A 24,137-nucleotide genomic window follows, 5' to 3' on the forward strand; every position below is an offset into this window, starting at 1 on the left:
GGTCGAGTAGGCATAGCCGTGCCAACTCGACCGACCGGAGTGACGTCTCGGCCTGCGGGGGCGACGCCTCGGCGTGGTGGAACGCTTGCCAGGTGGCCCGGATCCCGAGAAGGGGAGCGAGGGTGGATATTCTGGCGGCGTGTTCTGGAGAAGTCTGAGCGAGGTGCCCGCCGACCTCGGCCGCACCTGTGTCGTGGTCGGCAACTTCGACGGCGTCCATCTCGGGCACCAGCATGTGCTGCGCCGGGGGCGAGAGGTGGCGGACGCCAAGGAGCTCACCTTGGTGGCGGTCACCTTCGACCCGCACCCGATGGCGGTGCTGCGGCCCGAGCACGCCCCCGGTGTGCTCACCAGGATGGAGGAGCGCGCCGAGCTCCTGCTCGCGGCCGGTGCCGATGCAGTGCTCGCGCTGCCGTTCGACATGGAGATGGCCAACTGGTCACCCGACGACTTCGCCCAGCGCGTGCTCGTCGACGCGCTGCACGCCGAGGCGTGCGTGGTCGGCGCCAACTTCCGCTACGGCTGCAAGGCCGCCGGCGACGTGGCCGACCTGGTCGCCTACGGCAAGATCCACGACTTCTCCGCCGAGGGGATCCCGCTCGACGGTGGGCCGCAGGTGTGGTCCTCGACCTATATCCGTACGTGTCTGGCGACCGGTGACGTCTCGGGCGCCGCCGAGGCGCTGGGCCGTCCCTACTCGGTGCGCGGCGTCGTCGTGAAGGGCGACCAGCGTGGCCGTGAGCTCGGCTTCCCGACGGCCAACGTGCCCACCGACTCGCTGACCGCGGTGCCGCCCGACGGCATCTACGCGGGCTGGCTGACGAGGCGCGACACCGGCGAGCGGTTCCCGGCCGCCATCTCGGTCGGCACGAACCCCACCTTCGAGGGCGTAGTCGGGCGCCGGGTCGAGTCCTACGTGCTCGACCGCGACGACCTGGAGCTCTACGGCGTCGAGGTCGAGGTCGCCTTCGTGGAGCGGCTGCGCGGCATGGTCGCCTTCGAGGGGATCGACGCACTCGTCGAGCAAATGCGCGCCGACGTGGTGCGGGCGCGACCCATCCTTCAGCAGGGTCTTACCGAGCCGTAGACCCCGCGGCCTGTTCAGCAGGGTCCAGGTGCGGTTGAATTGTTGGCTATGGATCCCCACCCAACCCCAACGTCCGCCTACGAGACCGAGGTCGAGGCCGAGCGCCCCCGCGGCGGCATCCCGGCCTTCCTCAACGCGGTCCTGGTCACCGGTGGCCTCTGGGTCCTGCAGTTCCTCTCCGGCTCCGCGCCGTTCTCGACCTGGATGGAGGAGAACGGCACCGACTCGGCCGGCTGGGTGGCCGCGCTGCTCGGCGACCGGCTCACCTACTTCGGCGACGGCTCCTTCAGCGGCCTCTTCTCCGGCGACGACCTGGTGAACTCCGCCGTCCTCACCGGCACCGTCTTCGTGCTCACCTGGCTGCTGACCTGGCTCGGCACCATCGGCATCTGGCCGCGGGCGTTCTGGCCGGTGTTCCTCGGCTGTTGGTTCGCCGCGATCGTCGCCACCGCCGCCGGACAGGTCGCCGGGAGCCTCTACTCCTACCTCGCCGGCAGCTCGGCGTCGTTCGTGGCCACGCTCGGCGAAGCGCTCGAGTCGGGTGCTGCGTACGGACTGACCTACGGGTGGGCGACCGGGTTCCTGATCGCCCTGATCTGGCTCGCGGTGCCGGGCAAGAGCGATGAGGTGGAGGAGTACACGCCGATGTCCTCGCTCATCTCCGGCGGGTCCGGCGGCCCTGGTGGTCCCGGTGGTGTCGCGGGTCCCGGTGGCCCTGGCGGCCCCGGTGGCCCTGGGGGAGCGCCGGGTGGCTACGGCCAGCAGCTGCGCGCCAGCGTCGCGGTGCCGACCGCCCAGACCCGCCTCGCGCCCGCGTCGCCGTCGGGGCGGCCCGTTCAGCCAGTCCAGGTGCGCACCTTCACCGGCCCCACCCGGGCCTCCGGGCCGGCCGGCGACACGGCCGCCTGGAAGGACTTCGTCCGCGACGTACGCGGCCGGTCCTAGCCGACCCGAATCCTGGGCCCGCTCCTCGACGCCGCTGTCTTCTTCGGCGGCGCGCGGTGCAATGTTCTGGCAAGTAGTGCGCACTGCGTAGTAGTGTGCCAAGCATGGATACCACCCAGCTGCTCAAAGGGGTGCTCGACCTGACCGTCCTGGCCGTCGTCGACGGCGAGGACGCGTACGGCTATGACATCGTCCGCAAGCTCCGCGACAGCGGGCTCACGGACGTCGGCGACGCGTCGGTCTACGGCACCCTGCGGCGGCTGTACGCCGCCGGCGCCCTGACCTCCTACGTCGTCCCGTCGGAGTCCGGTCCGCACCGCAAGTACTACGGCATCACACCTGCCGGGCAAGGCCAGCTCAAGCAGCAGAGCGAGGACTGGTCCCACTTCTCCACCACCGTCACCGAGATCCTCCGAGGGGCAAGCGCATGACGACCACAGATGCCGAGCCGAACGTCGCGCCGGAGGTGCGGCTCTTCCTGGCTCGCGTACGCCGCGAGCTCGACGACCTCGACCCGGAGGTGCTCAGCGACATCACCGACGGGCTCGAGGCCGACTTCACCGAGCTGGTCGAGGAGCGCGGTCCCGACGCGCTCGGCGACCCGGTCGAGTACGCCAAGGAGCTGCGGGCCGCCGCGGGCATCCCGGTAGGCGTGAAGCCGCCTCGGGGGTTCGCGGAGCGGGTCGACGGGTTCCTGGACGCCGGCCACGACCGCTTCGACGCGGCGGTCGCCAAGGGCGGTGAGCTGCTGCGTACGGACCTGGGGCCTGTGGTCGCCTGGCTGCGGCCGTTGTGGTGGATCGTGCGTGCCTGGGCCGCGGCCTGGCTGGTCTCGGCGATGTTCGGGTGGAGCATGTCGAGCGCCCCGGCCGTGCTGCTCCTCATCGTCGCGGTGGCGGTCAGCATGTTCATCGGCGCCGGTCGCATCTGGCCCGGAGGTGAGCGGGGGACCGCCGCACGGGTCGTGCTCCTGGGCCTGAACACGTTCGCCGCATTCGTGCTCTTCATGACCTGGGCGAGCGGGGGTGGCGGCAGCACCGCCTACGACCGTGGCTGGAGCGACGGCTTCAACGAGGCCGGCGCCGGCGGCGGGTACGCCGCGCCGATGGACGAGCAGGCCGGGATCTACTCCAACGGGAAGTGGGTCAGCAACATCTACCCGTACGACGCCTCGGGCAAGCCGCTGACCGGTGTCCAGCTCTTCGACCAGGAGGGCAAGCCGATCGATGTCGTCACCCAGCCCGACTGCACCTCGACATCCGCGGCCCCGCTCCCACCGGTCACCGGCGACGAGCTCGACATGGCCGAGGTCGTGTGCACCGACGAGATGACCGGTGAGCCGCTGCAGCCGCGGATCCTCTACCCGTGGTCCAACGGTGCGGCACAGCTCTACAATGTCTTCCCGCTGCCCAGCCGGGTCCAGCCGGACACCGCGCTCGACCCGAACGCGTTCGCTGAGGGGAACGAGGACGCACCGGCGATCCAGGAGCCGCCGCTGGCGACCGTACCGAAGGCCTCCCTTCCCGGGATCACGACCTCGCCGAGTGCGTCGCCGAGCGCATCCCCGAGCGTGTCTCCGGGTACCGCTGACAAGCCATGACCCGACCCATGCAACCGATCTCGGTTCCGCAGCGTCGTTCCATGTGGCGGAGAGACGAGGGCAAGGGTGATGAAGCGATGAAGTTCTGGTGGAGGTTGCGCCGACTGGTGGCGCGTCTCGTGCTCGTAGCGTGATCCGGCGGCGATTCGGGGCGTACGCCGGCTCGCTGTTAATCTTCTCGGGTTGTCGACCCATGGGGGTCGGCGGCTCAAGCCGTGAAATCGGCCGCGGACCAAGAGTGCCCCGGTGAACAGGCCCGGGCGCGCCGCGCAACGAGTAGGCCTACGGGCCGGAAGGGAGCCTTCGCATGGCAGTTGGAACTGACGCGGAGACCAAGAAGAAGATCATCGCCGAGTACGCCACGACCGAGGGTGACACCGGCTCGCCGGAGGTGCAGATCGCGCTGCTGTCGCACCGCATCTCCCACCTGACCGACCACCTCAAGGAGCACAAGCACGACCACCACAGCCGTCGTGGTCTGCTGCTGCTCGTCGGCCAGCGCCGCCGCCTTCTCAACTACCTTCAGAAGAAGGACATCGAGCGCTACCGCTCGATCATCGAGAAGCTCGGCCTTCGTCGTTGATCTCCTGATCTTCGCAGCAACGGGCCGCCCCCACATCGGGGGCGGCCCGTTCGCCTGTTTTAGGGAAGGTTGGGCCCGAGTGGGCATTCCTACCCGTTCTCGGCTGAATCAGGCGCAGTGTGGAGACCGTGCATCGACAGATTGCGGGCAAACTGACCGGGCCGAAGACCAAGTACGTCGTGGTGGTGTTCTGGCTGCTTGCCGTGGTCGCGCTCGGCGGGTTCGCCGGGAAGCTGACCGAGGTGCAGAACAACGAGGCCAGCTCGTGGCTGCCGGAGTCGGCGGAGTCGACCCGCGGGTTCGACAAGATGAGCCCCTTCCAGAACCCCAACGCGATCCCCACCACGCTCGTCTACACCTCGACCACCACCACCGGAGCCGACCTCGCTGCGGTCGCCTCGGGTGACATCGCCGAGCTCGGCGGTCTCGACGGGGTCGAGGGCGAGATCGAGCCGCCGCGGTTGTCCGAGGACGGCGAGGTCGCCCAGCTCACCGTGACCTTCGATCTCGGCTCCGACGGCTGGAACAAGATGCCCGACCTCGTCGACGAGGTCCGCGGGATCGCCGACCACGACGGCGTACGGCTGCACGTCACCGGCCAGGGTGGCTCTGCGGCCGACGCGGCGGAGGCGTTCGGCGGCATCGACACGACGCTCCTGCTGGCCGCGCTCGCGGTGGTCGTGGTCATCTTGCTGTTCGTCTATCGCAGCCCGGTGCTCTGGCTCTTCCCGATCGTCTCGGTGGTGGTCGGCCTGGGCGTGACGATGGGCCTGGTCTACTTCTTGGCGAAGGAGGCGGGGCTGACCGTCAACGGCCAGAGCCAGGCCATCTTGAGCATCCTGGCGATCGGTGCCGGCACCGACTACGCCCTGCTGCTGGTCTCCCGCTACCGCGAGGAGCTGCGCAACTTCGAGGACCGTCACGATGCGATGGCGCATGCCCTGCACCGTGCCGCGCCGGCGATCCTCGCCAGCGCGGTGACGGTCGCTCTGGCCATGCTCTGCCTGACCTTCGCGGAGATGAACTCGACCTCCGGGATGGGGCCGGTCGTGGCCGTCGGGATCGGCGTGACCTATCTGGTGATGGTCACCCTGCTGCCTGCCCTGCTGGTCATCTGCGGCCGCTGGGTCTTCTGGCCGAAGCGTCCGGCGTTCGGGTCGGAGGACCCGACCGACACCGGACTGTGGGCCAGAGTCGGCCGGATGGTGTCGGTCCGGCCGCGCAGGGTCTGGATGGTGACGACCGGCCTCCTGCTCCTCGCCTGTCTCGGCCTGTTCCGGCTCGACGCCAACGGACTGGCATCGGACGAGACCTACACCAAGGAGTTCGACTCGATCACCGGCCAGCAGGTGCTGGTCGACCACGAGATGGCAGACCAGTCCAACCAGATCCTCGTGGTCGCCGACGCCGCAGCGCAGGAGCAGGTGCAGCAGGCGCTCGACGGCGTCGACGGGCTGGTGCCCACCGAGACCCCGGCGGGGCAGATGGTGAGCTTCCCGCTCGGCCCGCCGCAGGACGGCGTCGTCGCGATCGCGGCGGTGGTGGACGCGGACGTGACCTCGCCCGAGGCGTACGACATCGTGGCCACCGCGCGCTCGGCGGTGCAGGACGTGGACGGCTCGGGCGCGCTGGTCACCGGGACCTCGGCGATGATGCTCGACACCCTCGATGCCAGTCAGCGCGACAATCTGGTGATCATCCCGATCGTCCTGCTGGTCGTGCTGCTGGTGCTGATGGTGCTCCTACGGGCGGTGCTCGCCCCGTTGATCCTGCTCGGCACGGTGATCCTGTCGTTCGGGGCGGCACTCGGCATCTCGGTGCTGATCTTCGAGTTCGTCTTCGGCTTCGCCGGCACGGACCCGGGGTTCCCGCTGTTCGCCTTCGTGTTCCTGGTCGCGCTGGGCATCGACTACAACATCTTCCTGATGACCAGGGTGCGTGAGGAGGCGGAGGTCCTCGGCACCCGGGCAGGGTCGCTCGTCGGCCTGACCTCGACCGGTGGCGTGATCACCTCGGCGGGCGTCGTGCTCGCCGCGACGTTCCTGGTGCTCGGCTCGCTGCCGATGGTCTTCCTGGCCGAGATCGGGGTGACCGTCGCGCTGGGGGTCATGCTCGACACGATGATCGTCCGGTCGATCCTGGTCACCGCCATCAACCTCGATGCCGGCGATCGGATCTGGTGGCCGAGCAGACTGGCGAAACTTAAACAAGAGTAAGTGGGTCATGTTAATATCCCGGCATGACGTCCCCAGGTCTGAACCGACGCACCTTCCTCACCACTGCGGCGCTCGGAGCGGCAGCGGTGGGCACCACCCAGGTCACTGACTCGGTGACGGCCGGCGCCGCCGCGGGTGCTCCGGCGATCCTCAAGCCGCTGCCCGTCGAGCGGTTCATCGACTACGGCACCAACGCCGAGACCCGCTGGGACTCGGTCGACCCGCGCCGCTACCTGACCCCGCAGGCCGACCTCTTCGTGCGCAACCACACCGCGACCCCGCAGATCGACCCGGAGACGTACGAGCTGGAGATCTTCGGTGACGGGCTGCGCGACCCCGCCGGCGTCCGGCTCACCCTCGACGATCTCAAGTCCTTCCGGCACGTCGAGACGACCTCGGTGCACGAGTGCACCGGCAACGGCCGCAGCTTCTTCACCACCCAGCAGGGCCAGGAGGTCAGTGGCACCAAGTGGACGCTCGGCGCAGTGGGTGCGGTCCGCTGGAAGGGCGTACGCCTGGCGGACGTCCTGACCGCTGCCGGCATCCGTCAGGACGCGGTCTCGGTGCAGGCGAGCGGGCTCGACGCCGGCTACGTGGACAAGGGGGTCGACTACGGCCGGGTGCGGCGCCCGTTCCCGGTCGAGAAGGCCTTCGACGACGCCCTGCTCGTCTGGGGCGCCAACGGTGAGGACCTGCTGCCCGATCACGGCTTCCCGCTACGGCTGCTGCTGCCCGGCTGGATCGGCATCGCGAGCATCAAGTGGCTCGGCTCGCTGGAGGTGTCCACGAGCGTGCTGACCTCGCCGTGGGACACGAAGTGGTACAACGTCGGCGGCCCGCTCACCGTCAACCCGGTCCGCTCCGCCCTCGAGCTCGAGTGGAACGCCGAGATCCCGGCCGGCGACCGCATCGTGCTGAGCGGCCGCTCGTGGTCGGGCGCCGCGCCGATCGCTCGCGTCGAGATCAGCACCGACGGGGGAGAGACCTGGGCGCGGGCGGTTCCGCACGCGCCGGGCCGCCCGACCGGCGGCCACGGCCTCGGCTGGGCGCAGTGGGACCACACCTGGCGCAACCCCGAGCCGGGGGCGTACGAGATCCTCGTCCGGGCCACCGACCGGGCCGGCCGCAGCCAGCCCGACGTCGCCGCCCACAATCCCGGCGGCTACCTCTTCGATGCCGTCGTACGTCACCCCGTCACCGTCGTGTGATGTCGTCGCGGAGGCACGCACGTGCCTCCGTTCCGCATTTCGGGCAGGGGACGGATAGGCTGAGCGATGAGTGCTAGCGCCAGCCGCGCGGGCACTCGAAAAATGGAACACATCACCAGGAGCGGCCCGCCCGTCCGGCTCGGTCCTCGGTAGTGATTCCCAGGTCCGTCGCGGACCTGAGGGTCTCGATCGAAGACCGGCCCCGTGCACAACGAGTGCACACGCCCGGCGCGGGGGCGCTCCGAGACCTAGACAAGGACGAATCCTTGACTGAACCAGTCATCACTGCCGTCGAGACGACCATCGACAACGGCAAGTTCGGCACCCGCACCGTCAAGTTCGAGACCGGGCTGCTCGCCCGGCAGGCCGCGGGTTCCGTGACCGCCTACCTCGACGACGAGACGATGCTTCTCTCGGCGACCACCGCCTCCAAGCAGCCGAAGGACCACTTCGACTTCTTCCCGCTCACCATCGACGTCGAGGAGCGGATGTACGCCGCGGGCAAGATCCCCGGCTCCTTCTTCCGTTCCGAGGGTCGCCCGGGCGAGGACGCGATCCTCACCTGCCGCCTGATCGACCGCCCGCTGCGCCCGACCTTCAAGAAGGGTCTGCGCAACGAGGTCCAGGTCGTCATCACCGTCATGGCGCTCGACCCCGACCAGCCCTACGACGTGCTCGCGATCAACGCCGCGTCGATGTCGACCCAGCTCTCCGGCCTGCCGTTCTCCGGCCCGGTCGGCGGCGTGCGCGTCGCCCTGATCGAGGGCCAGTGGGTCGCCTTCCCGACCCACAGCCAGCTCGAGAACGCCGTCTTCGACATGGTCGTCGCCGGCCGCGTCACCGACACCGGTGACGTCGCCATCATGATGGTCGAGGCCGAGTCCACCGAGCAGACCTGGGACCTGGTCCAGTCCGGTGCCCAGGCGCCGACCGAGCCGATCGTCGCCGGTGGTCTGGACGCCGCCAAGCCGTTCATCAAGCAACTGGTCGAGGCTCAGGCCGAGCTGGCCAAGCAGGCCGCCAAGCCGGTGCAGGACTACCCGGTCTTCCTGGACTTCCAGGACGACGTCTACGAGGCCGTCGAGGCCACCGTCGGCGCCGACGTCACCGACCTCTACAGCGTCAAGGGCTCGCGCGAGCGCGTCCTGACCAAGCTGGAGCGCGAGGAGGAGGGCGATCGGATCAAGCTCGCCCTGCTCGAGAAGATCGGCGCCCAGTTCGAGGGTCGCGAGGGCGAGATCGGTGCGGCGTACAAGGCCATCACCAAGAAGGCCATCCGCACCCAGGTCCTGCGTGACAAGGTCCGCATCGACGGTCGTGGCCTCGCCGACATCCGTCCGCTGCACTCCGAGGTCGGCGTGATCCCGCGGGTCCACGGCTCGGCGCTCTTCGAGCGCGGCGAGACCCAGATCCTGGGCGTCACCACCCTCGACATGCTCAAGATGGAGCAGCAGCTCGACACGCTCTCCCCGGAGAAGCACCGTCGCTACATGCACAAGTACATCTTCCCGCCGTTCTCCACCGGTGAGACCGGTCGCGTGGGCTCGCCCAAGCGTCGCGAGGTCGGACACGGTGCGCTCGCTCGTCGCGCGCTCCTGCCGGTGCTCCCGAGCCGCGAGGAGTTCCCCTACGCGATCCGCCAGCTCTCCGAGGCGATGGGCTCCAACGGCTCCACCTCGATGGGCTCGGTCTGCGCCTCGACGATGTCGCTGCTCAACGCCGGTGTCCCGCTGAAGGCTCCGGTCGCCGGCATCGCGATGGGCCTGATCTCCGGTGAGATCGACGGTGAGACGAAGTACGTCGCGCTGACCGACATCCTCGGTGCCGAGGACGCCTTCGGCGACATGGACTTCAAGGTCGCCGGCACCGCGGAGTTCGTGACCGCGCTGCAGCTCGACACCAAGCTCGACGGCATCCCGGCCGAGGTCCTCGCCCAGGCCCTCAACCAGGCCAAGGACGCGCGTACGACCATCCTGGACGTCATGCACGAGGCCATCGGCGGTGTCGAGGAGATGGCTCCGACCGCTCCGCGGATCATCACCGTGAAGGTCCCCGTCGACAAGATCGGCGAGCTGATCGGGCCCAAGGGCAAGGTCATCAACCAGATCCAGGACGACACCGGCGCCCAGATCTCCATCGAGGACGACGGCACGGTGCTCATCGGCGCGACCGACGGCGGTGCTGCCGAGGCCGCCCGTGCGGCGGTCAACGCGATCGCCAACCCGACCATGCCCGAGGTCGGCGAGCGCTACCTCGGCACGGTCGTGAAGACGACCAACTTCGGCGCGTTCGTCGCCCTGCTCCCGGGCAAGGACGGCCTGCTCCACATCACCAAGCTGCGCGCCCTCAACGGCGGCAAGCGGGTCGAGTCGGTGGAGGACGTCGTCGAGGTCGGCCAGAAGATCCAGGTCGAGATCGCCGAGATCGACGACCGCGGCAAGCTCTCGCTGGCCCCGGTGCTCGAGGAGGAGGCTTCTTCCGAGGAGACTCCTGCGGAGACCGCCACCGAGGCCGCAGACGAGGAGTGACCTTGGTGTCACGCACCACCCGGGGGACCGGTCGACACGCAGGTGTCGGCCGGTCCTCCGGCTATAACCAGGAGCCCGGCACCACCGTCACGCTCGAGCAGACCGAGGTCAACGGCGCGGTGACGTCGCTGGTACGCCGCACGGTCCATCCCTCGGGCCTGCGGATCGTGACCGAGCAGATGGCCGGGGTCCGCTCGGCCGCCATCGGCGTCTTCATCGGCGTCGGGTCCCGCGACGAGACCGCGCGTCAGCACGGCTGCTCCCACTTCCTCGAGCACCTGCTGTTCAAGGGCACCCCGTCGCGTACGGCCTTGGAGATCTCCTCCTCGTTGGACCGCGTCGGCGGGGAGTTCAATGCCTACACCGCCAAGGAGTACACGTGCTTCCACGCACGGGTGCTCGACGTCGACCTCCCGCTGGCGATCGACGTCGTGGGCGACATGCTGACCTCCTCGCTGATCACGGGGGAGGACGTGGAGGCCGAGCGTGACGTGATCCTCGACGAGATCGCGATGCACGACGACGACCCCGACGACGTGATCCACAACCTCGTCTCCGCGCAGGCGTGGGGTGTCGAGACACCGCTCGGGCGGGGCATCGCCGGCACGGAGGCCTCGATCGCCGCGCTGACCCGCGAGGAGATCAACGACTTCTACCGGGCCCACTACGTGGCGCCCAGGATGGTCGTCTCGGTCGCTGGCAACGTCGACCACGACGAGGTCGTGGCGATGGTGGAGAAGGCGTTCTCCGGCTCGGGCTTCCTGCGGGGATCGGCCGCGCCGGTGCCTCCGCGTGAGGGGTCGCCGCTCGAGGTCGCTCCCGGCGAGATCAGCGCCCAGCGGCCGCTGGAGCAGGTCAACGTCATCCTGGCCCGTGAGGGGCTGCAGCGCGGCGACGACCGCCGCTTCGCCTTCGAGGTGGTCAACACCGCCGTCGGCGGCGCCACCTCCTCACGGCTCTTCCAGGAGGTCCGCGAGCACCGGGGCCTGGCCTACTCGGTCTTCTCCTACGCCTACAGCCACGCCGAGACGGGTCTCTTCGGGGTCCAGGTCGGCTGTCTGCCGGCCAAGCTCGACGAGGTCCTCGAGGTCGTACGCTCCGAGCTGGCCGCCGTCGCCCGCGACGGCATCACCGCCGAGGAGCTCGAGCTCGGCAAGGGCCAGCTGCGTGGCGGCCTCGTGCTGGGCTTGGAGGACTCTGCATCGCGGATGTCCCGCATCGGCCGCGCCGAGCTGGTCCACCGCGAGCTCTACTCGATCGACGAGGTGCTGGCGCGGATCGACGCGGTCACTCTGGAGGAGTGCCGTGAGGTGGCCGCCGAGATCCTGTCCCGCCCCGAGATCTTGGCCGTGGTGGGCCCCGCCTGACCCAAGCCCGCCGAGACGTCGATTCTTGAGCCCGAGACGTCGACTTCTGACGCCGAATGGACCATTCGGCGTCAGAAAGTGACGTCTCGGCGGGCTTGGGGTCAGCGCTTGCCGATGATCCCGACGGCGGCGGGAACCTTGGAGTCGACGATGGAGACGCGGAACCCGGCGTCGGCCAGGGCCTTGCTCGACTTCTCGATGATCTCGGGGACCTGCTCGCGCTGGGTGGCCTCGTAGAAGAGGTTGACCGTGCCGCCGGGGAGCACGCGCTCGTGGAGCAGCGCTATCTCGGCGGATGCGTCACGCACCCAGAACAGGTTGACGTTGAACGCGAATACCTTCGTCAGCCGCTTGACCGGCACCCGCAGTGTCGCGAGGTCGATCTGGCGGACCGTGAGGCGTCCTGCCTCCAGGTACTTCGCGCAGCGTCGCTTCGTACGATCGACACCCGACTCCGAGCGGTCGATCGCAAACAGCTTTCCGGTCTCCAGCCGGCTACAGATCAGCTCGGCACCAGCCCCCGGGCCACAGCCGATCTCAAGGACATGATCGTTCGGTTGAATGTCCATGAAATCAACGGCCCAACGGATCCGAGCAGGGATCGTCTGCACCACCATGGGTCCAAGACTGCCAGATCCTCGTACCGTTCCGCGCACAGCCCCTTCGACAAGCTCTGAACAAGCCTCGCAATTTGTTCACCGGATGGTGGTCGATCGTTGCTGGAGCGTGATCTATAAGGTGTGGCCTCATGACTAAGGTGGCTGTTCTTGGTGCACGTGGAAAGCTCGGTTCGGCGGTCTGCGAGGCCGTCGAGTCCGCCGATGACCTGGAGCTCGTCGCCAGGATCGGTCGCGACGACGAGCTCTCGGCGATCACCGACGCCGGTGCCGAGGTGGCCGTCGACGTCACCACGCTCGAGGCGGTGATGGGCAACGCGGAGTTCTGCCTGTCCCACGGGGTGCACACGGTGATCGGCACCTCGGGCTTCGGGCCCGACCGGGTCGAGCAGCTCGAGTCCTGGCTGGCGAAGAACCCGGGGGTCGGCGCGATGGTGGTGCCCAACTTCTCGGTCGGCGCGGTGCTGATGATGCGGTTCGCCGAGCTCGCCGCCGCCCACTTCCCGTCGGTGGAGATCGTCGAGACCCACCACGAGCGGAAGGCCGACGCTCCTTCGGGCACGGCACGCAGGACCGCCGAGCTCGTCGCTGCGGCGCGCCGCGAGGCCGGGGTGGACCCGGCGCCCGACGCGACCACCTCGGCCCTCGACGGGGCCCGTGGGGCCGCTGTGGACGGCATCCCGGTCCACTCCCTGCGGATGTCCGGATCGGTTGCCCACCAGGAGGTCATCCTCGGCGGTGTCGGCGAGCTCCTGACGATCCGTCACGACTCGCTCTCGCACGCCTCCTTCGCCCACGGCGTACTCGCCGCGATCCGCGGCATCGGCTCGCGGCCGGGGCTCACGATCGGCCTGGAGGAAGTCCTCGGTCTCGCCTGAACCGGCGGGGGTCAGGTCAGCCCGGGCAGAGGTCGCCGGGTTCGAGCGACTCGTCCTTGGGCTGCTCGTCGGGGTCGGCGAGCAGGCTGCGGTAGTCGTCGTGCCGCAGCGGTCCGTCGGCGAGCTCACCGGAGGACCGCGGTACCTGCAGCGGCCCGGCGTCGTACTCCATCTCCACCTGGTCCACGCCGGGGATCGAGGTCAGCGACAGCACCGTCTGCGCCGTCGCGAGCACGACCCGGTTGGTGGCGATCGTGTCGTCGATGGAGACGCGGAGGTGGGCGGTGCGGTGGGTGATCGCCACGAGCTTCAGCCATCTGTCCGGCGGCAGGGCCGTGCCGAGGCCGGAGCCCAGATCGCGCGCCGAGGGCCCGTCGCCGAGCTGGTCGAGGATGTCCTTGGCGACCCCCCTCAGGGTCTTCGCGCAGAAGCTCGCCGCGGGCCGGCCGACGAGCCGGTCCTCGGCGTCGACCCAGTAGAGCCTGGGACCGGCGAGACCGCTCGCTGCGCCCGAGGGGACCTCCTCCACGTCCTCGAGCAGGTGGTACGGCACTTCCGAAGGGTCGACGGTGCGTACCTCGTCGTCGTCGGGAACTCCGCACGACGCCACCGCGAGCAGGAGCAGGCCGGCGGCGCCCGCCGCCCAGGACGTACGCAGCGCCCTCATGTCGCCTCTCGAGCCGAGGTGGTCCTCGCCGTGGGCGCCAGCGGGAAGGAGAGCACGAAGTCGGCGCCGCCGGAGTCGGCCTCGCGACACCAGACCGAGCCGTCGTGGAGCTGCGCGGTCTGCTCGACGATGCTCAGCCCCAGCCCGCTCCCGGTGGTCGCGCCGCGGGCGCCCATCCGGGCGAACCTGTCGAAGATGCGTTCTCGTTCGGCGGCGGGGACGCCGGGACCGGAGTCGGTGACATGGATCTCGGCGTAACCACGGCGTGCGATCGCGCGCACCTCGGTCAGGCCGCCGCCGTGGGTCTCCGCGTTGCGCACCAGGTTGGCCAGTGCCCGGTGCACCTGGAGCCGGTCGGCATAGATCGCGAGGTCCGCGGGTACGTCGACGGTGGCCCTGTCGCCGATCTCGGCGTCGGCGAGGGTCGCGGCGACCAGGTCCGCGACGCTCAGCACCTCCCACTCCGACTCGCGCACGCCCGCGTCGAGTCGTCCCAGGGTGATCAGGTCCTCGAGTGCACCGCGGAACCGGTCCAGCTCGCCGGCCATCAGCCCGACGGCGGTCGCCGAGCTCGGCGAGAGCGTGCTGTCGCCCTGCAGGACACCGAGACTGGTGGTGAGGGTGGCCACCGGCGTACGAAGCTCGTGGCTGACGTCGGCCGCGAAGCGGGCGTCGTGGTCGAGGCGCTCGACGACGGTGTCGACCATCGTGTTGAACGACCCGGTGAGGGTGGCCAGGTCGGGGTCGTCGGTCGCCTCGACCCGGGTGTCGAGCTCTCCGGCGGAGATCCGGGCGGCGGCCAGCGCGACCTGCCGCAGCGGCCGCAGCACCCGCCGGGCCGCGTACCACCCCAGGATTCCGCCGGCGAGGGTCGTGAGGGCCGCTGAGATCGCGAGCGAGTAACCCATCGTGTCGAGGGTCTCGCTGAGCTCCTTGGCGTGGGTGACCTCGTAGTAGTCGGCGTCGACCCCAGCGAGCGGGACGCCGACCACGATGTTGGGCCGGTCGCCGGTATCGGTCCAGGTCAACGCGACCTCTCCGGCCTCGACGCTGGTCGCGACGTTGCTGGTGGCGTCGTGGACCCGCGTGGTGAGATCGGAGGAGTACCACTGGCCGTCCTGGTGGACGAACACCGTGGTGCGCCTCGGCGGGGCGATCTCGGAGAGGACCTCGGCGACGTTCACGCCGTTCGTACGCAGCCGCTCCTTGACCAGGGCAGCGTCGATGTAGGCCTGCTGCAGTGCATTCCGCTCGCGCTGGACGATCAGGTAGTGCCGCGCGGAGAAGTAGGTGCTGAAGGCGAGGATCAGGCTGATCAGCAGGGCGCCGGCAGCGAACGCCGCCACGACGTTGGCGCGCAGCCCGCGCCTGGCCGGCCACCGGATCATCGCGGATCCAGCCGGTAGCCCAGCCCACGGACCGTCGATATGACGCCACCGGCCGCGGGGTCGCTGTCCACCTTGTTGCGCAACCGGCTGACGTGCACGTCGACGACCCGGACGTCGCCGTGGTGGCCCTCGGGCCACATCTGGCTGACCAGGTTCTCGCGGGTCATCACCCGGCCGGGGCTGGCTGTCAGCGCGAGCAGGAGCTTGAACTCCGTGCTGGTCAGGTGCAGGTCCTCGGCGCCGCGGCGCAGGGTGGCGGCGGCCGGGTCGAAGACCAGCGGTCCGTCGGTCGAGTCGAGCACGATGCCCCCGACCGGCGTGTAGCCACTCGAGGACGACACGAGCGGGTAGTCCGGGCGCCGCAGCGCGGCCTTGATCCGGGCCCTGACCTCGGCCACGTCGAACGGTTTGCGTACGTAGTCGTCCGCTCCTGCCTCGAGCGCCGTGACCACGTCCTTGGACCCGTCGCGGGCGCTGATCACGATGATCGGAGCGGTCGTCCGCGGGCGAACGCTGCGGATGAAGGTGAATCCGTCGATGCCGCCGAGCATCAGGTCGACGAGCATCACGTCGAACGGCTCGACGGCGTCCAGATCGAGGGCGATCTCGGCATCGTCGGCCTCACCGACCACGTATCCCTCCTGCTCGAGGAAGAGCCGGAGAGAGGTACGCAGCCCGTAGTCGTCCTCCAGGATGAGCACTCGCTTGGCTGCCTCTTGCACGTCTCGCATCGTCTCATCCGAGCGGTCAGGAGGCCGACCCATGGGGCCTACCCGCCGCAAGTGACACGAAACTGACACGAAACTGCGAAGGGCCCTCCATACAGCGTCGGCAGTGTGGACGGCATGAGCGAAGGGGACTTCTACCCGATCGACGAGACCGTCGTCGTCCCGTTCTCCGACGCCACCTGCCTGCGGGCGATCCACAACCTGCGCTGGCGGCTGGCCGAGATGCTCGCGGGCGGTCCCGAGGCGGTCGTGGTCGACCTGGCAGGTCTGACCGGGTTCTCCTCGACGACCGTCGCGGCGCTGCTGTGGGCCAAGCGTCGCTGCGGGACGCGGGGTGTACCCCTTCGCCTCCGCAACGCGGATCCGGCGCTCGCCGGACGGCTCCGACGAGCGGGCCTCGACACCATCTGGGACATCCGGACGGCTCCGGCCGCACCAGCCCCCACCCGAAAGGTCAATTGATGAGCAACCACGTCGACGAGACGGACCGCGAGGATGCGACCGGTCTGCTGACGCCGGATCAGGCGATGAGCCAGGTACGGGCGTGGACCGACTCACGGGTCGTCGGCGACCGCGCCGCCAACCGGCTCGAGGTGCTCGCCGCCTTCGGCGTCCATGTGGCCATCTCGAACCTGCCCGGCGAGATCTTGGTCAAGCTGGCATGGCGTACGCCGACCCGTGTCGAGCTCTCCACGGTCTGGACGCTCACCTCGATGCCCGCGGCGGCACCGGAGGCCTTCATCGCCGACAAGCTCACCGATCTGACCAGCGCATGGAGCTTCCAGAACCGCATGGGCGGCGCCAGCCTGATCTGCGAGGTCGAGGACCCTCCCGGGTCCGAGACTCAGCGGTAGTCGTCGGGGAGCTGCGTGCCGATCTTGACCTGCGGCTTCGGCAGGCGCAGGGGGCGGATCTGGATCGAGCGCATGATCGCGTAGTAGGTGGTGCCCTTGAGGTCGTTGTCGGGGAAGCGGCGCTTGAGCTCTTTGCGGAGCAGGAAGCGCAGCGCGATCAGGTTGATGATCACGGTGGCCATCACGACGAGGGTGAAGAGCTGGGAGTACATCGCCAGCTCGAGGCTGATGTAGGGCACCACGAGCGCGATGATCAGCACCGGGAGCACGATCTCGGCGAAGGTGAACCGGGCGTCGATCCAGTCGCGGATGAAGCGCTTGACCGGGCCCTTGTCGCGCAGCGGAAGGTAGCGCTCGTCGCCGGTCTTCATCGCCTGGCGCATCTTGTCGCCCTGCTCGGAGCGCTGGGCACGGTTGGCAGCGTTGATCTCCTTGCGGGAGCGCGGCTGCTTGAGGCGCGCCTTGCGGGCCGCCTCCGCTTCCTTGCGCGAAGGAGTCGGACGACCCTTACCGGTCTCCTTGACCGGGTTCTCGGGCTCGACGACCTGCGGGGCGGGGGACTTGCGACCGAACAACGGGGTGACCTCTTACTGTTGGCTGGGACACATACAGGATATCCCGAAGGACCCTGACAGCGAGTTTTGTGGACCCGGCCTAAGGTGAGAGGCAACACTTGTCCTAGGACGACGAGAGTCCAGCGGCAAGCGACGACGCGGGGCGGCCGGCGGTCGGCCGCATATGAGAGGCGTAAAGGGAACCGATGAGTGTGATGAAGCGGCTGAGCCTGGTCTTCAAGGCGAAGGCAAACAAGGCGCTCGACAAGGCCGAGGACCCACGGGAGGTGCTCGACTACAGCTACCAGAAGCAGCTTCAGATGCTGCAGCAGGTGCGCCGCGGTGTCGCGGACGTCGCGACCAGCCGCAAGCGCGTCGAGCTGCAGATCAACGGGCTCAAGCAGCAGTCCGACAAGCTCACCCAGCAGGCCCAGAAGGCCATCGAGATGAACCGTGAGGATCTTGCCCGCGAGGCCCTCACGCGCAAGAGCGGTCTCACCCAGCAGATGAACGACCTCAACACCCAGCTCGCGACCCTCCAGGGCGAGGAGGAGAAGCTCACCCTCGCCCAGCAGCGCCTGCAGGCCAAGGTGGAGTCCTTCCGCACCAAGAAGGAGACCATCAAGGCGACCTACACCGCCGCCGAGGCGCAGACCCGGATCAACGAGGCGATCTCCGGCATCGGCGAGGAGATGGGCGACGTCGGCATGGCCATGCAGCGTGCCGAGGACAAGACCCTGGAGATGCAGGCTCGCGCCGGCGCCGTCGACGAGCTGCTCGCCTCCGGTGCCCTCGACGACCTCACCGCCGGTCCCTCCGACGACATCACCCGCCAGCTCGACGCGCTCAGCTCGACCAGCGACGTCGAGGCCGAGCTCGCCGCGCTCAAGGGCCTCAACGCCCCGCAGCAGACGCAGGCGCTGCCCGGTGCCGACGCCAACGCGCCGGTCATCGACGTGGAGTCGACCGAGAAGAAGGCCGAGCAGTGATCGTACGCATCCTGGGCGAGGGGCAGTACGACCTCGACGATGCCGCCGTCGACAAGCTCAACGAGCTGGATGCCGCGGTCGAGGCCGCATGCAAGGGCACCGACGAGGCCGTCTTCGACGCCGCCCTGGCGGCCCTGCTCGATGGCGTACGTTCGATGGGCACCGCCCACCCGGTCGACGCGATCGACTCCTCCGACCTGATCCTTCCCGGACCCGGCTCCACGCTCGCCGAGGTCTCCGAGATGCTCGGCGACGAGGGCCTCATCCCCGGCTGACCAGCAATGTCACGCTTCCAGGGTGATGCCGGGCTGACCGTCCGGATGACCACGGTGATGTTCCTGCTCGGCGCGCTGTTCGTCGGGCTCATCGTGGCGCTGATGTTCGTCATGCCCGCGCAGTGGGCGCCGATCATCGGCATCGTCGGGCTCGGCATCGCCTGGTGGCAGTGGTACGCCTCCGACACCCTCGCCATGCGCGCCATGGGCGCGCGCGAGGTGTCGCCCCAGGAGGCGCCCGAGCTGCACGCGATGATCGACCGGCTGTGCACCCTGGCCGACATGCCGAAGCCGCGGGTCGGGATCGCGCACACCGACATGCCCAACGCCTTCGCCACCGGCCGCTCGCCGAAGCGGTCCGCGGTCGTGGTGACCACCGGCATCATGCAGCGCCTGACCGCCGAGGAGCTGGAGGGCGTGCTCGCCCACGAGCTCTCCCATGTCGCCCACCGCGACGTGCTGGTGATGACGGTCGCCTCCTCGGCCGGCATCGTGGCCGGGATGCTGAGCCGCGGCTCCCAGTACGGTGCGTACGCAGGTGGCGGCCGCCGCGACAACAACAACGGTCTCCCGGTGTGGCTGGTGGTGCTGCTGGTCTCGCTGGCCGTCTACGCCGTCTCCTGGCTGCTGCTGCGGATGCTGTCGCGCTACCGCGAGCTGGCCGCCGACCGGGCCGGCGCGCAGCTGACCATGAAGCCGGGCGCGCTGGCCAGCGCGCTGCAGAAGATCACCGGTGAGATCTCCGCGATCCCGAGCCGCGACCTGCGGTCGTCGCAGGCGATGAACGCGTTCTTCATCGCCCCGGCGATCAGCGGCCAGTCGCTGCGTACGCTCACCTCGACGCACCCCTCGCTGGAGCAACGCCTGGAGCAGCTCGCCAGGATCGAGGCCGAGCTCGGCCGCCCGACGCAGTAGGGTCGGCGACGTGGGCTTCTGGGACGTCATCACGGGTCGTACGCGACCGAAGCAGGCCAACCTCGACGCACTGTTCGCGGTGCCGACCGCCGCACTCACCATGCAGACCTCGCTCGGGCTGGTCCCGACCGGCGACGGAGCGGTCTGCTACCGGGCCGCGGCCGGGGCCGGGTTCGCCGGCACGCAGAACGACATCGTGGAGCTGCTCGGCGCCTCCGAGGGCGCGCCGACGGTGACCACCAGCGTCGACGAGTTCGGCTTCACCTGGCTCAGCGTCGACCACGAGCCGCTGGATCCGGACAACCCCGACATCACCGGCCTGGTCACCGACCTCCACGCGGTCAACACCACCTTGGAGATGAACGGCTTCGGCCCGGGGCTGCTGTGCTCGCTGATCGCCTTTCACGACAACAGCGCGGGCGCCGACGGGCGCAGCGTCGGCCTGATCTACCTCTACAAGCAGGGCACCTTCTACCCCTTCGTCCCGACCGGCCCGCAACAGCGCGACAACCTGCTCGAGATCAACGTCCGCAGCGCGATCGAGGGCGATCTACCGGTCGAGAAGGACCTCTCCCGCTGGCTCGCCGTCTGGGGCGCCCCCGGGCTCTGAGACCTATGGAACGTGCACGGAGCTTCGGAGCGGTCGCGGAGGACTACGAGCGTTTCCGTCCCGGCTACCCCGACGACCTGGTCGCGCTGGTGAGCGAGGTCGCCGACCGTCCGGTGCGACGGGCGATCGAGATCGGCGCCGGCACCGGGAAGGCGACGCGGACGTTCGCGGCCGCCGGGATCGAGGTGGTCGCCACCGACCCCGACGCCGACATGCTCGCCGTGCTCCGGCGCGAGTGCGCGGGCTTGCCGGTGACCACCGTGCACGCTGCTCTGGAGGAGCTCGACCCGGCGGCGTACGAGCCCTTCGACCTGCTCTACGCTGCCGCCGCCTGGCACTGGACGGCGCCGGCGACGCGGTGGGACCTCGCCACCGCCCTGGTCCGCGACGGGGGAGCGGTGGCCTTCTTCGGCGGCCCGTTCGTGCTGGCCGACGACGAGGTCGCGGCCATCGAGGACGAGATGATCGCGGCGTACGCCCCGGAGGGCCGCCACCTGCCGCCGCCGTCTGCGGCTGACGCGCCGATGCTGTTCCCCGGGGACGAGATGCTGGCCGACGACCGGCTGTGTGACGTACGCCAGCGGGAGGTGCCGCGCCGGTTCACCCTCGCTCGTGCGGACTACGTGCGCCACCTCGACACCATCTCCGCGATCCGGATCCTCTCGGCCGCCGACCGGTCCGCGCTCTTCGCCGACCTGGCCGCGGTCCTTCCCGAGCAGGTGGAGGTGCGCGCGGACCTGATGGTCCACACCGCCCACCGGGCCGTCGACGCGCCTGATTCATAGGCTCCACACAGCCGGAGCCGACCTCCCGCATAGCCACGCACACGACAGTCCTCTCGTCAGCCCGCCGGCGCCGCCGGGGCGTAGGAGAGAGGCAGTGTGGTGCGCAAGAGACTCACGGAGCGGTGGCGGAGGCTGGGGCGTACAGCCCGGATCCTGCTCGCCGCCGGGGTGGCGGCAGCGGTGGTCGGTGGTGGAGCGGGCGCGTGGGCGCTCACCCGCGAGGACACCGCCCAGGCGCAGGCGATGCAGGTCCAGGCGACGTCCGGGACCGTGAAGGAGACCGTGTCGGCCAGCGGCACCGTGGAGGCGGCCGAGACCGCCGAGCTGTCGTTCGAGGTCTCCGGCACGGTGACGAAGATCTACGCCGCCGAGGGCGACACCGTGAAGAAGGGCGACCCGCTGGCCCGGGTGGACGACACCACCCTGGTCGCCACCCGAACCGCCGCCGAGTCGGCCCGCACCGCCGCCCAGGAGCAGCTCGACACCGACGAGTCCGCGGGGGCCTCCGACGTACAGATCGCTTCGGACGAGGCCGCCGTCGCGGCCGCCGAGGCCGACCTCGACTCCGCCCGCCAGGCCGTTGACGATGCCGTGCTGCGCGCCACGATCGGCGGCACCGTGACCGCCTTCGACCTCGCCGTCGGCGACGTCGTGGGCTCATCGTCCGGCTCCTCGGGCTCGTCCTCCGGCGGATCCGGTGGATCTGACTCGCCGATGGGCGAGGACTCGGGCGGCGCGAGCTCTGGCAGCTCCACGGACTCGACGAGCACTGGCACCGTCTCGATCGTCTCGGCGGGAGACCACGTCGTCGAGGCGACGGTCAGCGCGGACGATGCGGACTCCCTGAAGAAGGGTCTGCAGGCGACTGTCACCGTCAACGGGGTCGACGAGGAGGTCTTCGGCACCGTCGCGACGGTCGGCAAGGTCGCCGAGACGAGCTCCTCGGGCGCCGCGGTCTTCCCGGTGAGCATCACGGTCACCGGCGAGCGCGACGACCTCTACCCGGGCACCTCGGCCACGGCCGAGATCACCGTGAAGCAGCGCGAGGACGTGCTCACCGTGACCAGCGCCGCGATCACGACCGACGGCGACCAGGCGTACGTCCAGAAGGTCGTCGACGGCAAGACGGTCAAGACGAAGGTGACGATCGGCGAGGTCTACGGCGCCACGACCGAGATCACCGACGGGCTCGCCGAGGGCGACACTGTCGAGATCGAGGCATTCACCCGTCCCGGCGGCTCGAGGTCCGGGAGCCAGGAAGGCGGCCCGGAGGGCGGCTTCGGTGGGTTCGGCGGTGACGGGCAGATGGGGGAGATGCCCGGCGGCGGTCAGTTCCCCGGTGGCGGGATGCCCGGCCAGATGGGTGGCGGTCGGTGAGCGCGAGCGCCCCGGTCGTCTCCGTGGACGGCGTGCGGAAGACGTACCGCTCCGGCTCGATCGAGTTCGAGGCGCTGCGCGGAGTCGACATGGAGATCGACGCGGGGGAGTACGTCGCCGTGATCGGACCCTCCGGCTCCGGCAAGTCGACCCTGATGAACATCCTCGGCTGCCTCGACGTGCCGACCGAGGGCAGCTACCACCTCGGCGGGGAGGACGTCTCGACAATGTCGGAGGCATCACTCGCCCACGTACGCAACCGGCGGATCGGCTTTGTCTTCCAGCAGTTCAACCTGCTGCCGAGCCTGCCGGCCTGGCGCAACGTCGAGCTCCCGCTGATGTACGCCGGTGTGCCCAGGTCTCAGCGGCGCGAGCGCGCTGCCCGGGCCCTGGAGCGGGTCGGGCTCGGAGACCGGCTCGAGAACCGTCCTGGTGAGCTCTCCGGCGGTCAGCAGCAGCGGGTCGCGGTGGCCCGGGCGCTGGTCACCGAGCCGGACATCATCCTGGCCGACGAGCCGACCGGGAACCTCGACTCCGGATCGACCGAGGCCGTGCTCGCGCTGCTCGACGAGCTGCACGCGAGCGGGCGGACCATCGTGCTGATCACCCACGAGCACGACGTCGCCGCGCGCGCCGGCCGCAGGCTGACCATCCGCGACGGCCTGATCACGGCTGACGAGCCGGTGCTCGCTTCGGAGGCGATCCGATGAGCTGGGCGGAGACGCTTGCAACCGCCTGGGACGCGGTCCGCTCGCACCGACTGCGGTCGCTGCTGACCATGCTCGGCATCGTCATCGGCATCGCCTCGGTGATCCTCACCGTCGGCCTCGGCCAGGGTGCGCAGGACCAGGTCAAGAGCCAGATCAGCGCGCTGGGGAGCAACCTGCTGATCGTCTCACCGGGCTCCTCCACCGACTCCTCGGGCGTACGCGGCGGCTTCGGGTCGGCCTCCACGCTGACCCTCTCCGACGCCGAGGCGCTCGATGACGACGCGGCCGCGCCGGACGTGAAGGCGGTCGCCCCGGTGACCACCTCGAACGCACAGCTCGACACCGCCTCGACCAACTGGACGACCTCGCTGGTCGGTGCCACGACCACGTGGCCGCAGGTGCGCAAGCGCGTCGTCGCCACCGGCCGGTTCTTCACCTCCGAGGAGGTCGCCTCGGGTGCGAAGGTCGTCGTGCTCGGCGCGGACACCGCCGCCGAGCTCTTCACCGGTCCGGCCAGCCCCGTCGGGGAGACGGTCTCGGTCGGCGGCACCGCGCTGACCGTGATCGGGGTGCTGGAGTCGACCGGGTCGAGCTCGTCGGGCTCCACCGAGGACGACACCGCGGTCACCCCGATGGGCACCGCGAAGTCGCTCACCGGCTCGACCAGCAGCTCGGTCTCGACGGTCTACGTCGAGGCGGTCTCCAACGAGGCTCTGCCGGCGGCCTATCAGGAGATCAACGCGCTGCTGCTCAACCTGCACGGCGTGAGCGCCGACGAGGCCGACTTCTCGATCTCCTCGCAGGACTCGCTGGTCGAGACCGCCAACGCCACCAACAAGACCCTGACGGTGCTGCTCGGCGGCATCGCGGCGATCTCGCTGCTCGTGGGCGGCATCGGCGTCATGAACATCATGCTCGTCTCCGTCACCGAGCGGGTCCGGGAGATCGGTCTGCGCAAGGCGCTCGGCGCGACCCCGTCGGTGATCCGGCGGCAGTTCCTGGCCGAGGCATCCCTGCTCGGCCTGGCCGGTGGTGTCGTCGGCATCGTGATCGCCGCCGTCGGCGCCTGGGGCCTTCCCGGCCTGATCGACCAGCCCGTCTCCCTGTCCCTCCTGGCCACTGCCGCCGCGCTGGTCACCTCCTTGGCGCTCGGCGTCGGCTTCGGGGTCTACCCCGCCAGCCGGGCCGCTCGCCTGACCCCGATCGACGCGCTCCGCAGCGAGTGACACCACCATCTCGACGTACGAAGGAATCCC

At 69.7% G+C, this 24,137-nt stretch carries 25 protein-coding genes; 20 read left to right on the forward strand and 5 right to left on the reverse strand.

The genetic code is table 11. The features are described from left to right. The first annotated feature begins 139 nt into the window (after positions 1–139). From ABZY89_RS23290 to ABZY89_RS23330, 9 genes are all read left to right on the forward strand, one after another. Complete coding sequence (locus tag ABZY89_RS23290) at positions 140–1,087, forward strand: bifunctional riboflavin kinase/FAD synthetase (RefSeq protein ID WP_355018007.1); 948 nt, start codon at positions 140–142, stop codon at positions 1,085–1,087. A gap of 48 nt (positions 1,088–1,135) precedes the next feature. After that, positions 1,136–2,032, forward strand: a complete 897-nt coding sequence (locus ABZY89_RS23295) for a hypothetical protein (protein ID WP_355231042.1) — start codon at positions 1,136–1,138, stop codon at positions 2,030–2,032. Positions 2,033–2,136: 104 nt separating this feature from the next. Further along, positions 2,137–2,463 (forward strand): PadR family transcriptional regulator, encoded by a 327-nt coding sequence (locus ABZY89_RS23300; protein ID WP_045548854.1) that lies wholly within the window; start codon positions 2,137–2,139, stop codon positions 2,461–2,463. Continuing rightward, a complete protein-coding gene (locus ABZY89_RS23305) occupies positions 2,460–3,632 on the forward strand; it encodes a hypothetical protein (RefSeq protein ID WP_355231043.1) in 1,173 nt (390 codons plus the stop codon). The genes ABZY89_RS23300 and ABZY89_RS23305 overlap by 4 nt, the downstream gene beginning before the upstream one ends. A 307-nt stretch (positions 3,633–3,939) precedes the next feature. Continuing rightward, the gene (gene rpsO, locus ABZY89_RS23310; RefSeq protein ID WP_008363208.1) at positions 3,940–4,215 is read left to right on the forward strand and encodes a 30S ribosomal protein S15; all 276 of its coding nucleotides are present in this window, start codon (positions 3,940–3,942) and stop codon (positions 4,213–4,215) included. 128 nt (positions 4,216–4,343) lie between these two features. Further along, positions 4,344–6,431 (forward strand): MMPL family transporter, encoded by a 2,088-nt coding sequence (locus ABZY89_RS23315; protein WP_355231045.1) that lies wholly within the window; start codon positions 4,344–4,346, stop codon positions 6,429–6,431. 23 nt (positions 6,432–6,454) lie between these two features. Beyond that, a complete protein-coding gene (locus ABZY89_RS23320; RefSeq protein ID WP_355231047.1) occupies positions 6,455–7,639 on the forward strand; it encodes a molybdopterin-dependent oxidoreductase in 1,185 nt (394 codons plus the stop codon). Positions 7,640–7,905: 266 nt separating this feature from the next. Further along, complete coding sequence (locus ABZY89_RS23325; protein ID WP_355231049.1) at positions 7,906–10,167, forward strand: polyribonucleotide nucleotidyltransferase; 2,262 nt, start codon at positions 7,906–7,908, stop codon at positions 10,165–10,167. 5 nt (positions 10,168–10,172) lie between these two features. Beyond that, positions 10,173–11,534 carry a pitrilysin family protein gene (locus tag ABZY89_RS23330; RefSeq protein WP_355231051.1) on the forward strand — a complete coding sequence of 454 codons (1,362 nt, stop codon included), beginning with the start codon at positions 10,173–10,175 and terminating at the stop codon, positions 11,532–11,534. Between the two features lie 101 nt (positions 11,535–11,635). On the opposite strand, the gene ABZY89_RS23335 is transcribed toward ABZY89_RS23330, so the two are convergent. Then, a complete protein-coding gene (locus tag ABZY89_RS23335) occupies positions 11,636–12,103 on the reverse strand; it encodes a class I SAM-dependent methyltransferase (protein ID WP_336738557.1) in 468 nt (155 codons plus the stop codon). A 179-nt stretch (positions 12,104–12,282) separates the two neighbouring features. On the opposite strand from ABZY89_RS23335, the gene dapB reads away from it, so the two are divergent. Then, positions 12,283–13,029, forward strand: coding sequence for a 4-hydroxy-tetrahydrodipicolinate reductase (dapB, locus tag ABZY89_RS23340; protein ID WP_355231053.1), 747 nt, complete (start codon positions 12,283–12,285; stop codon positions 13,027–13,029). A 16-nt stretch (positions 13,030–13,045) separates the two neighbouring features. On the opposite strand, the gene ABZY89_RS23345 is transcribed toward dapB, so the two are convergent. Genes ABZY89_RS23345 through ABZY89_RS23355 form a run of 3 tightly spaced genes read right to left on the reverse strand, consistent with a single transcriptional unit; the run spans position 13,046 to position 15,815 of the window. After that, the gene (locus ABZY89_RS23345; RefSeq protein WP_355231055.1) at positions 13,046–13,696 is read right to left on the reverse strand and encodes a GerMN domain-containing protein; all 651 of its coding nucleotides are present in this window, start codon (positions 13,694–13,696) and stop codon (positions 13,046–13,048) included. Then, positions 13,693–15,084 carry a HAMP domain-containing sensor histidine kinase gene (locus tag ABZY89_RS23350; protein WP_355231056.1) on the reverse strand — a complete coding sequence of 464 codons (1,392 nt, stop codon included), beginning with the start codon at positions 15,082–15,084 and terminating at the stop codon, positions 13,693–13,695. Before ABZY89_RS23350 ends, ABZY89_RS23345 begins: the two co-directional genes overlap by 4 nt. After that, complete coding sequence (locus ABZY89_RS23355; protein WP_355231058.1) at positions 15,081–15,815, reverse strand: response regulator transcription factor; 735 nt, start codon at positions 15,813–15,815, stop codon at positions 15,081–15,083. The genes ABZY89_RS23350 and ABZY89_RS23355 overlap by 4 nt, the downstream gene beginning before the upstream one ends. A gap of 114 nt (positions 15,816–15,929) precedes the next feature. Here ABZY89_RS23355 and ABZY89_RS23360 point away from each other — a divergent pair, with 114 nt between their 5' ends. Together ABZY89_RS23360 and ABZY89_RS23365 are read left to right on the forward strand one after the other, a co-directional pair. Then, positions 15,930–16,274 (forward strand): STAS domain-containing protein, encoded by a 345-nt coding sequence (locus ABZY89_RS23360; RefSeq protein WP_355231060.1) that lies wholly within the window; start codon positions 15,930–15,932, stop codon positions 16,272–16,274. Then, the gene (locus ABZY89_RS23365) at positions 16,274–16,666 is read left to right on the forward strand and encodes a hypothetical protein (protein ID WP_355231062.1); all 393 of its coding nucleotides are present in this window, start codon (positions 16,274–16,276) and stop codon (positions 16,664–16,666) included. Before ABZY89_RS23360 ends, ABZY89_RS23365 begins: the two co-directional genes overlap by 1 nt. Here ABZY89_RS23365 and ABZY89_RS23370 read toward each other — a convergent pair. Beyond that, positions 16,657–17,241: a DUF3043 domain-containing protein gene (locus ABZY89_RS23370; RefSeq protein WP_355017994.1), complete on the reverse strand. Its 585-nt coding sequence runs from the start codon at positions 17,239–17,241 to the stop codon at positions 16,657–16,659. The two genes, ABZY89_RS23365 and ABZY89_RS23370, sit on opposite strands and share 10 nt — an antisense overlap. Positions 17,242–17,426: 185 nt before the next feature. Between ABZY89_RS23370 and ABZY89_RS23375 the strand changes: the two genes are divergently transcribed. The 8 genes from ABZY89_RS23375 (at position 17,427) to ABZY89_RS23410 (ending at position 24,107) form a co-directional block, all read left to right on the forward strand. After that, on the forward strand, positions 17,427–18,209 hold the full coding sequence (locus tag ABZY89_RS23375; RefSeq protein WP_355231064.1) for a PspA/IM30 family protein: 783 nt from the start codon (positions 17,427–17,429) through the stop codon (positions 18,207–18,209). Next, positions 18,206–18,484 carry a hypothetical protein gene (locus ABZY89_RS23380; protein WP_355231065.1) on the forward strand — a complete coding sequence of 93 codons (279 nt, stop codon included), beginning with the start codon at positions 18,206–18,208 and terminating at the stop codon, positions 18,482–18,484. The genes ABZY89_RS23375 and ABZY89_RS23380 overlap by 4 nt, the downstream gene beginning before the upstream one ends. A gap of 6 nt (positions 18,485–18,490) precedes the next feature. Next, complete coding sequence (gene htpX / locus ABZY89_RS23385; RefSeq protein WP_355231067.1) at positions 18,491–19,399, forward strand: zinc metalloprotease HtpX; 909 nt, start codon at positions 18,491–18,493, stop codon at positions 19,397–19,399. A gap of 10 nt (positions 19,400–19,409) precedes the next feature. Then, on the forward strand, positions 19,410–20,009 hold the full coding sequence (locus ABZY89_RS23390) for a hypothetical protein (RefSeq protein ID WP_355231068.1): 600 nt from the start codon (positions 19,410–19,412) through the stop codon (positions 20,007–20,009). A 5-nt stretch (positions 20,010–20,014) separates the two neighbouring features. Continuing rightward, complete coding sequence (locus tag ABZY89_RS23395) at positions 20,015–20,794, forward strand: class I SAM-dependent methyltransferase (protein ID WP_355231069.1); 780 nt, start codon at positions 20,015–20,017, stop codon at positions 20,792–20,794. Positions 20,795–20,893: 99 nt separating this feature from the next. Next, a complete protein-coding gene (locus tag ABZY89_RS23400) occupies positions 20,894–22,171 on the forward strand; it encodes an efflux RND transporter periplasmic adaptor subunit (RefSeq protein WP_355231071.1) in 1,278 nt (425 codons plus the stop codon). Beyond that, positions 22,168–22,881 (forward strand): ABC transporter ATP-binding protein, encoded by a 714-nt coding sequence (locus ABZY89_RS23405; protein WP_355231073.1) that lies wholly within the window; start codon positions 22,168–22,170, stop codon positions 22,879–22,881. Before ABZY89_RS23400 ends, ABZY89_RS23405 begins: the two co-directional genes overlap by 4 nt. Beyond that, on the forward strand, positions 22,878–24,107 hold the full coding sequence (locus ABZY89_RS23410; RefSeq protein ID WP_355231075.1) for an ABC transporter permease: 1,230 nt from the start codon (positions 22,878–22,880) through the stop codon (positions 24,105–24,107). Before ABZY89_RS23405 ends, ABZY89_RS23410 begins: the two co-directional genes overlap by 4 nt. Positions 24,108–24,137 lie beyond the last annotated feature (30 nt).

Origin of the sequence: Nocardioides sp. NPDC006303 (genome assembly GCF_040613175.1) — a bacterium.
GTDB lineage: Bacteria > Actinomycetota > Actinomycetes > Propionibacteriales > Nocardioidaceae > Nocardioides.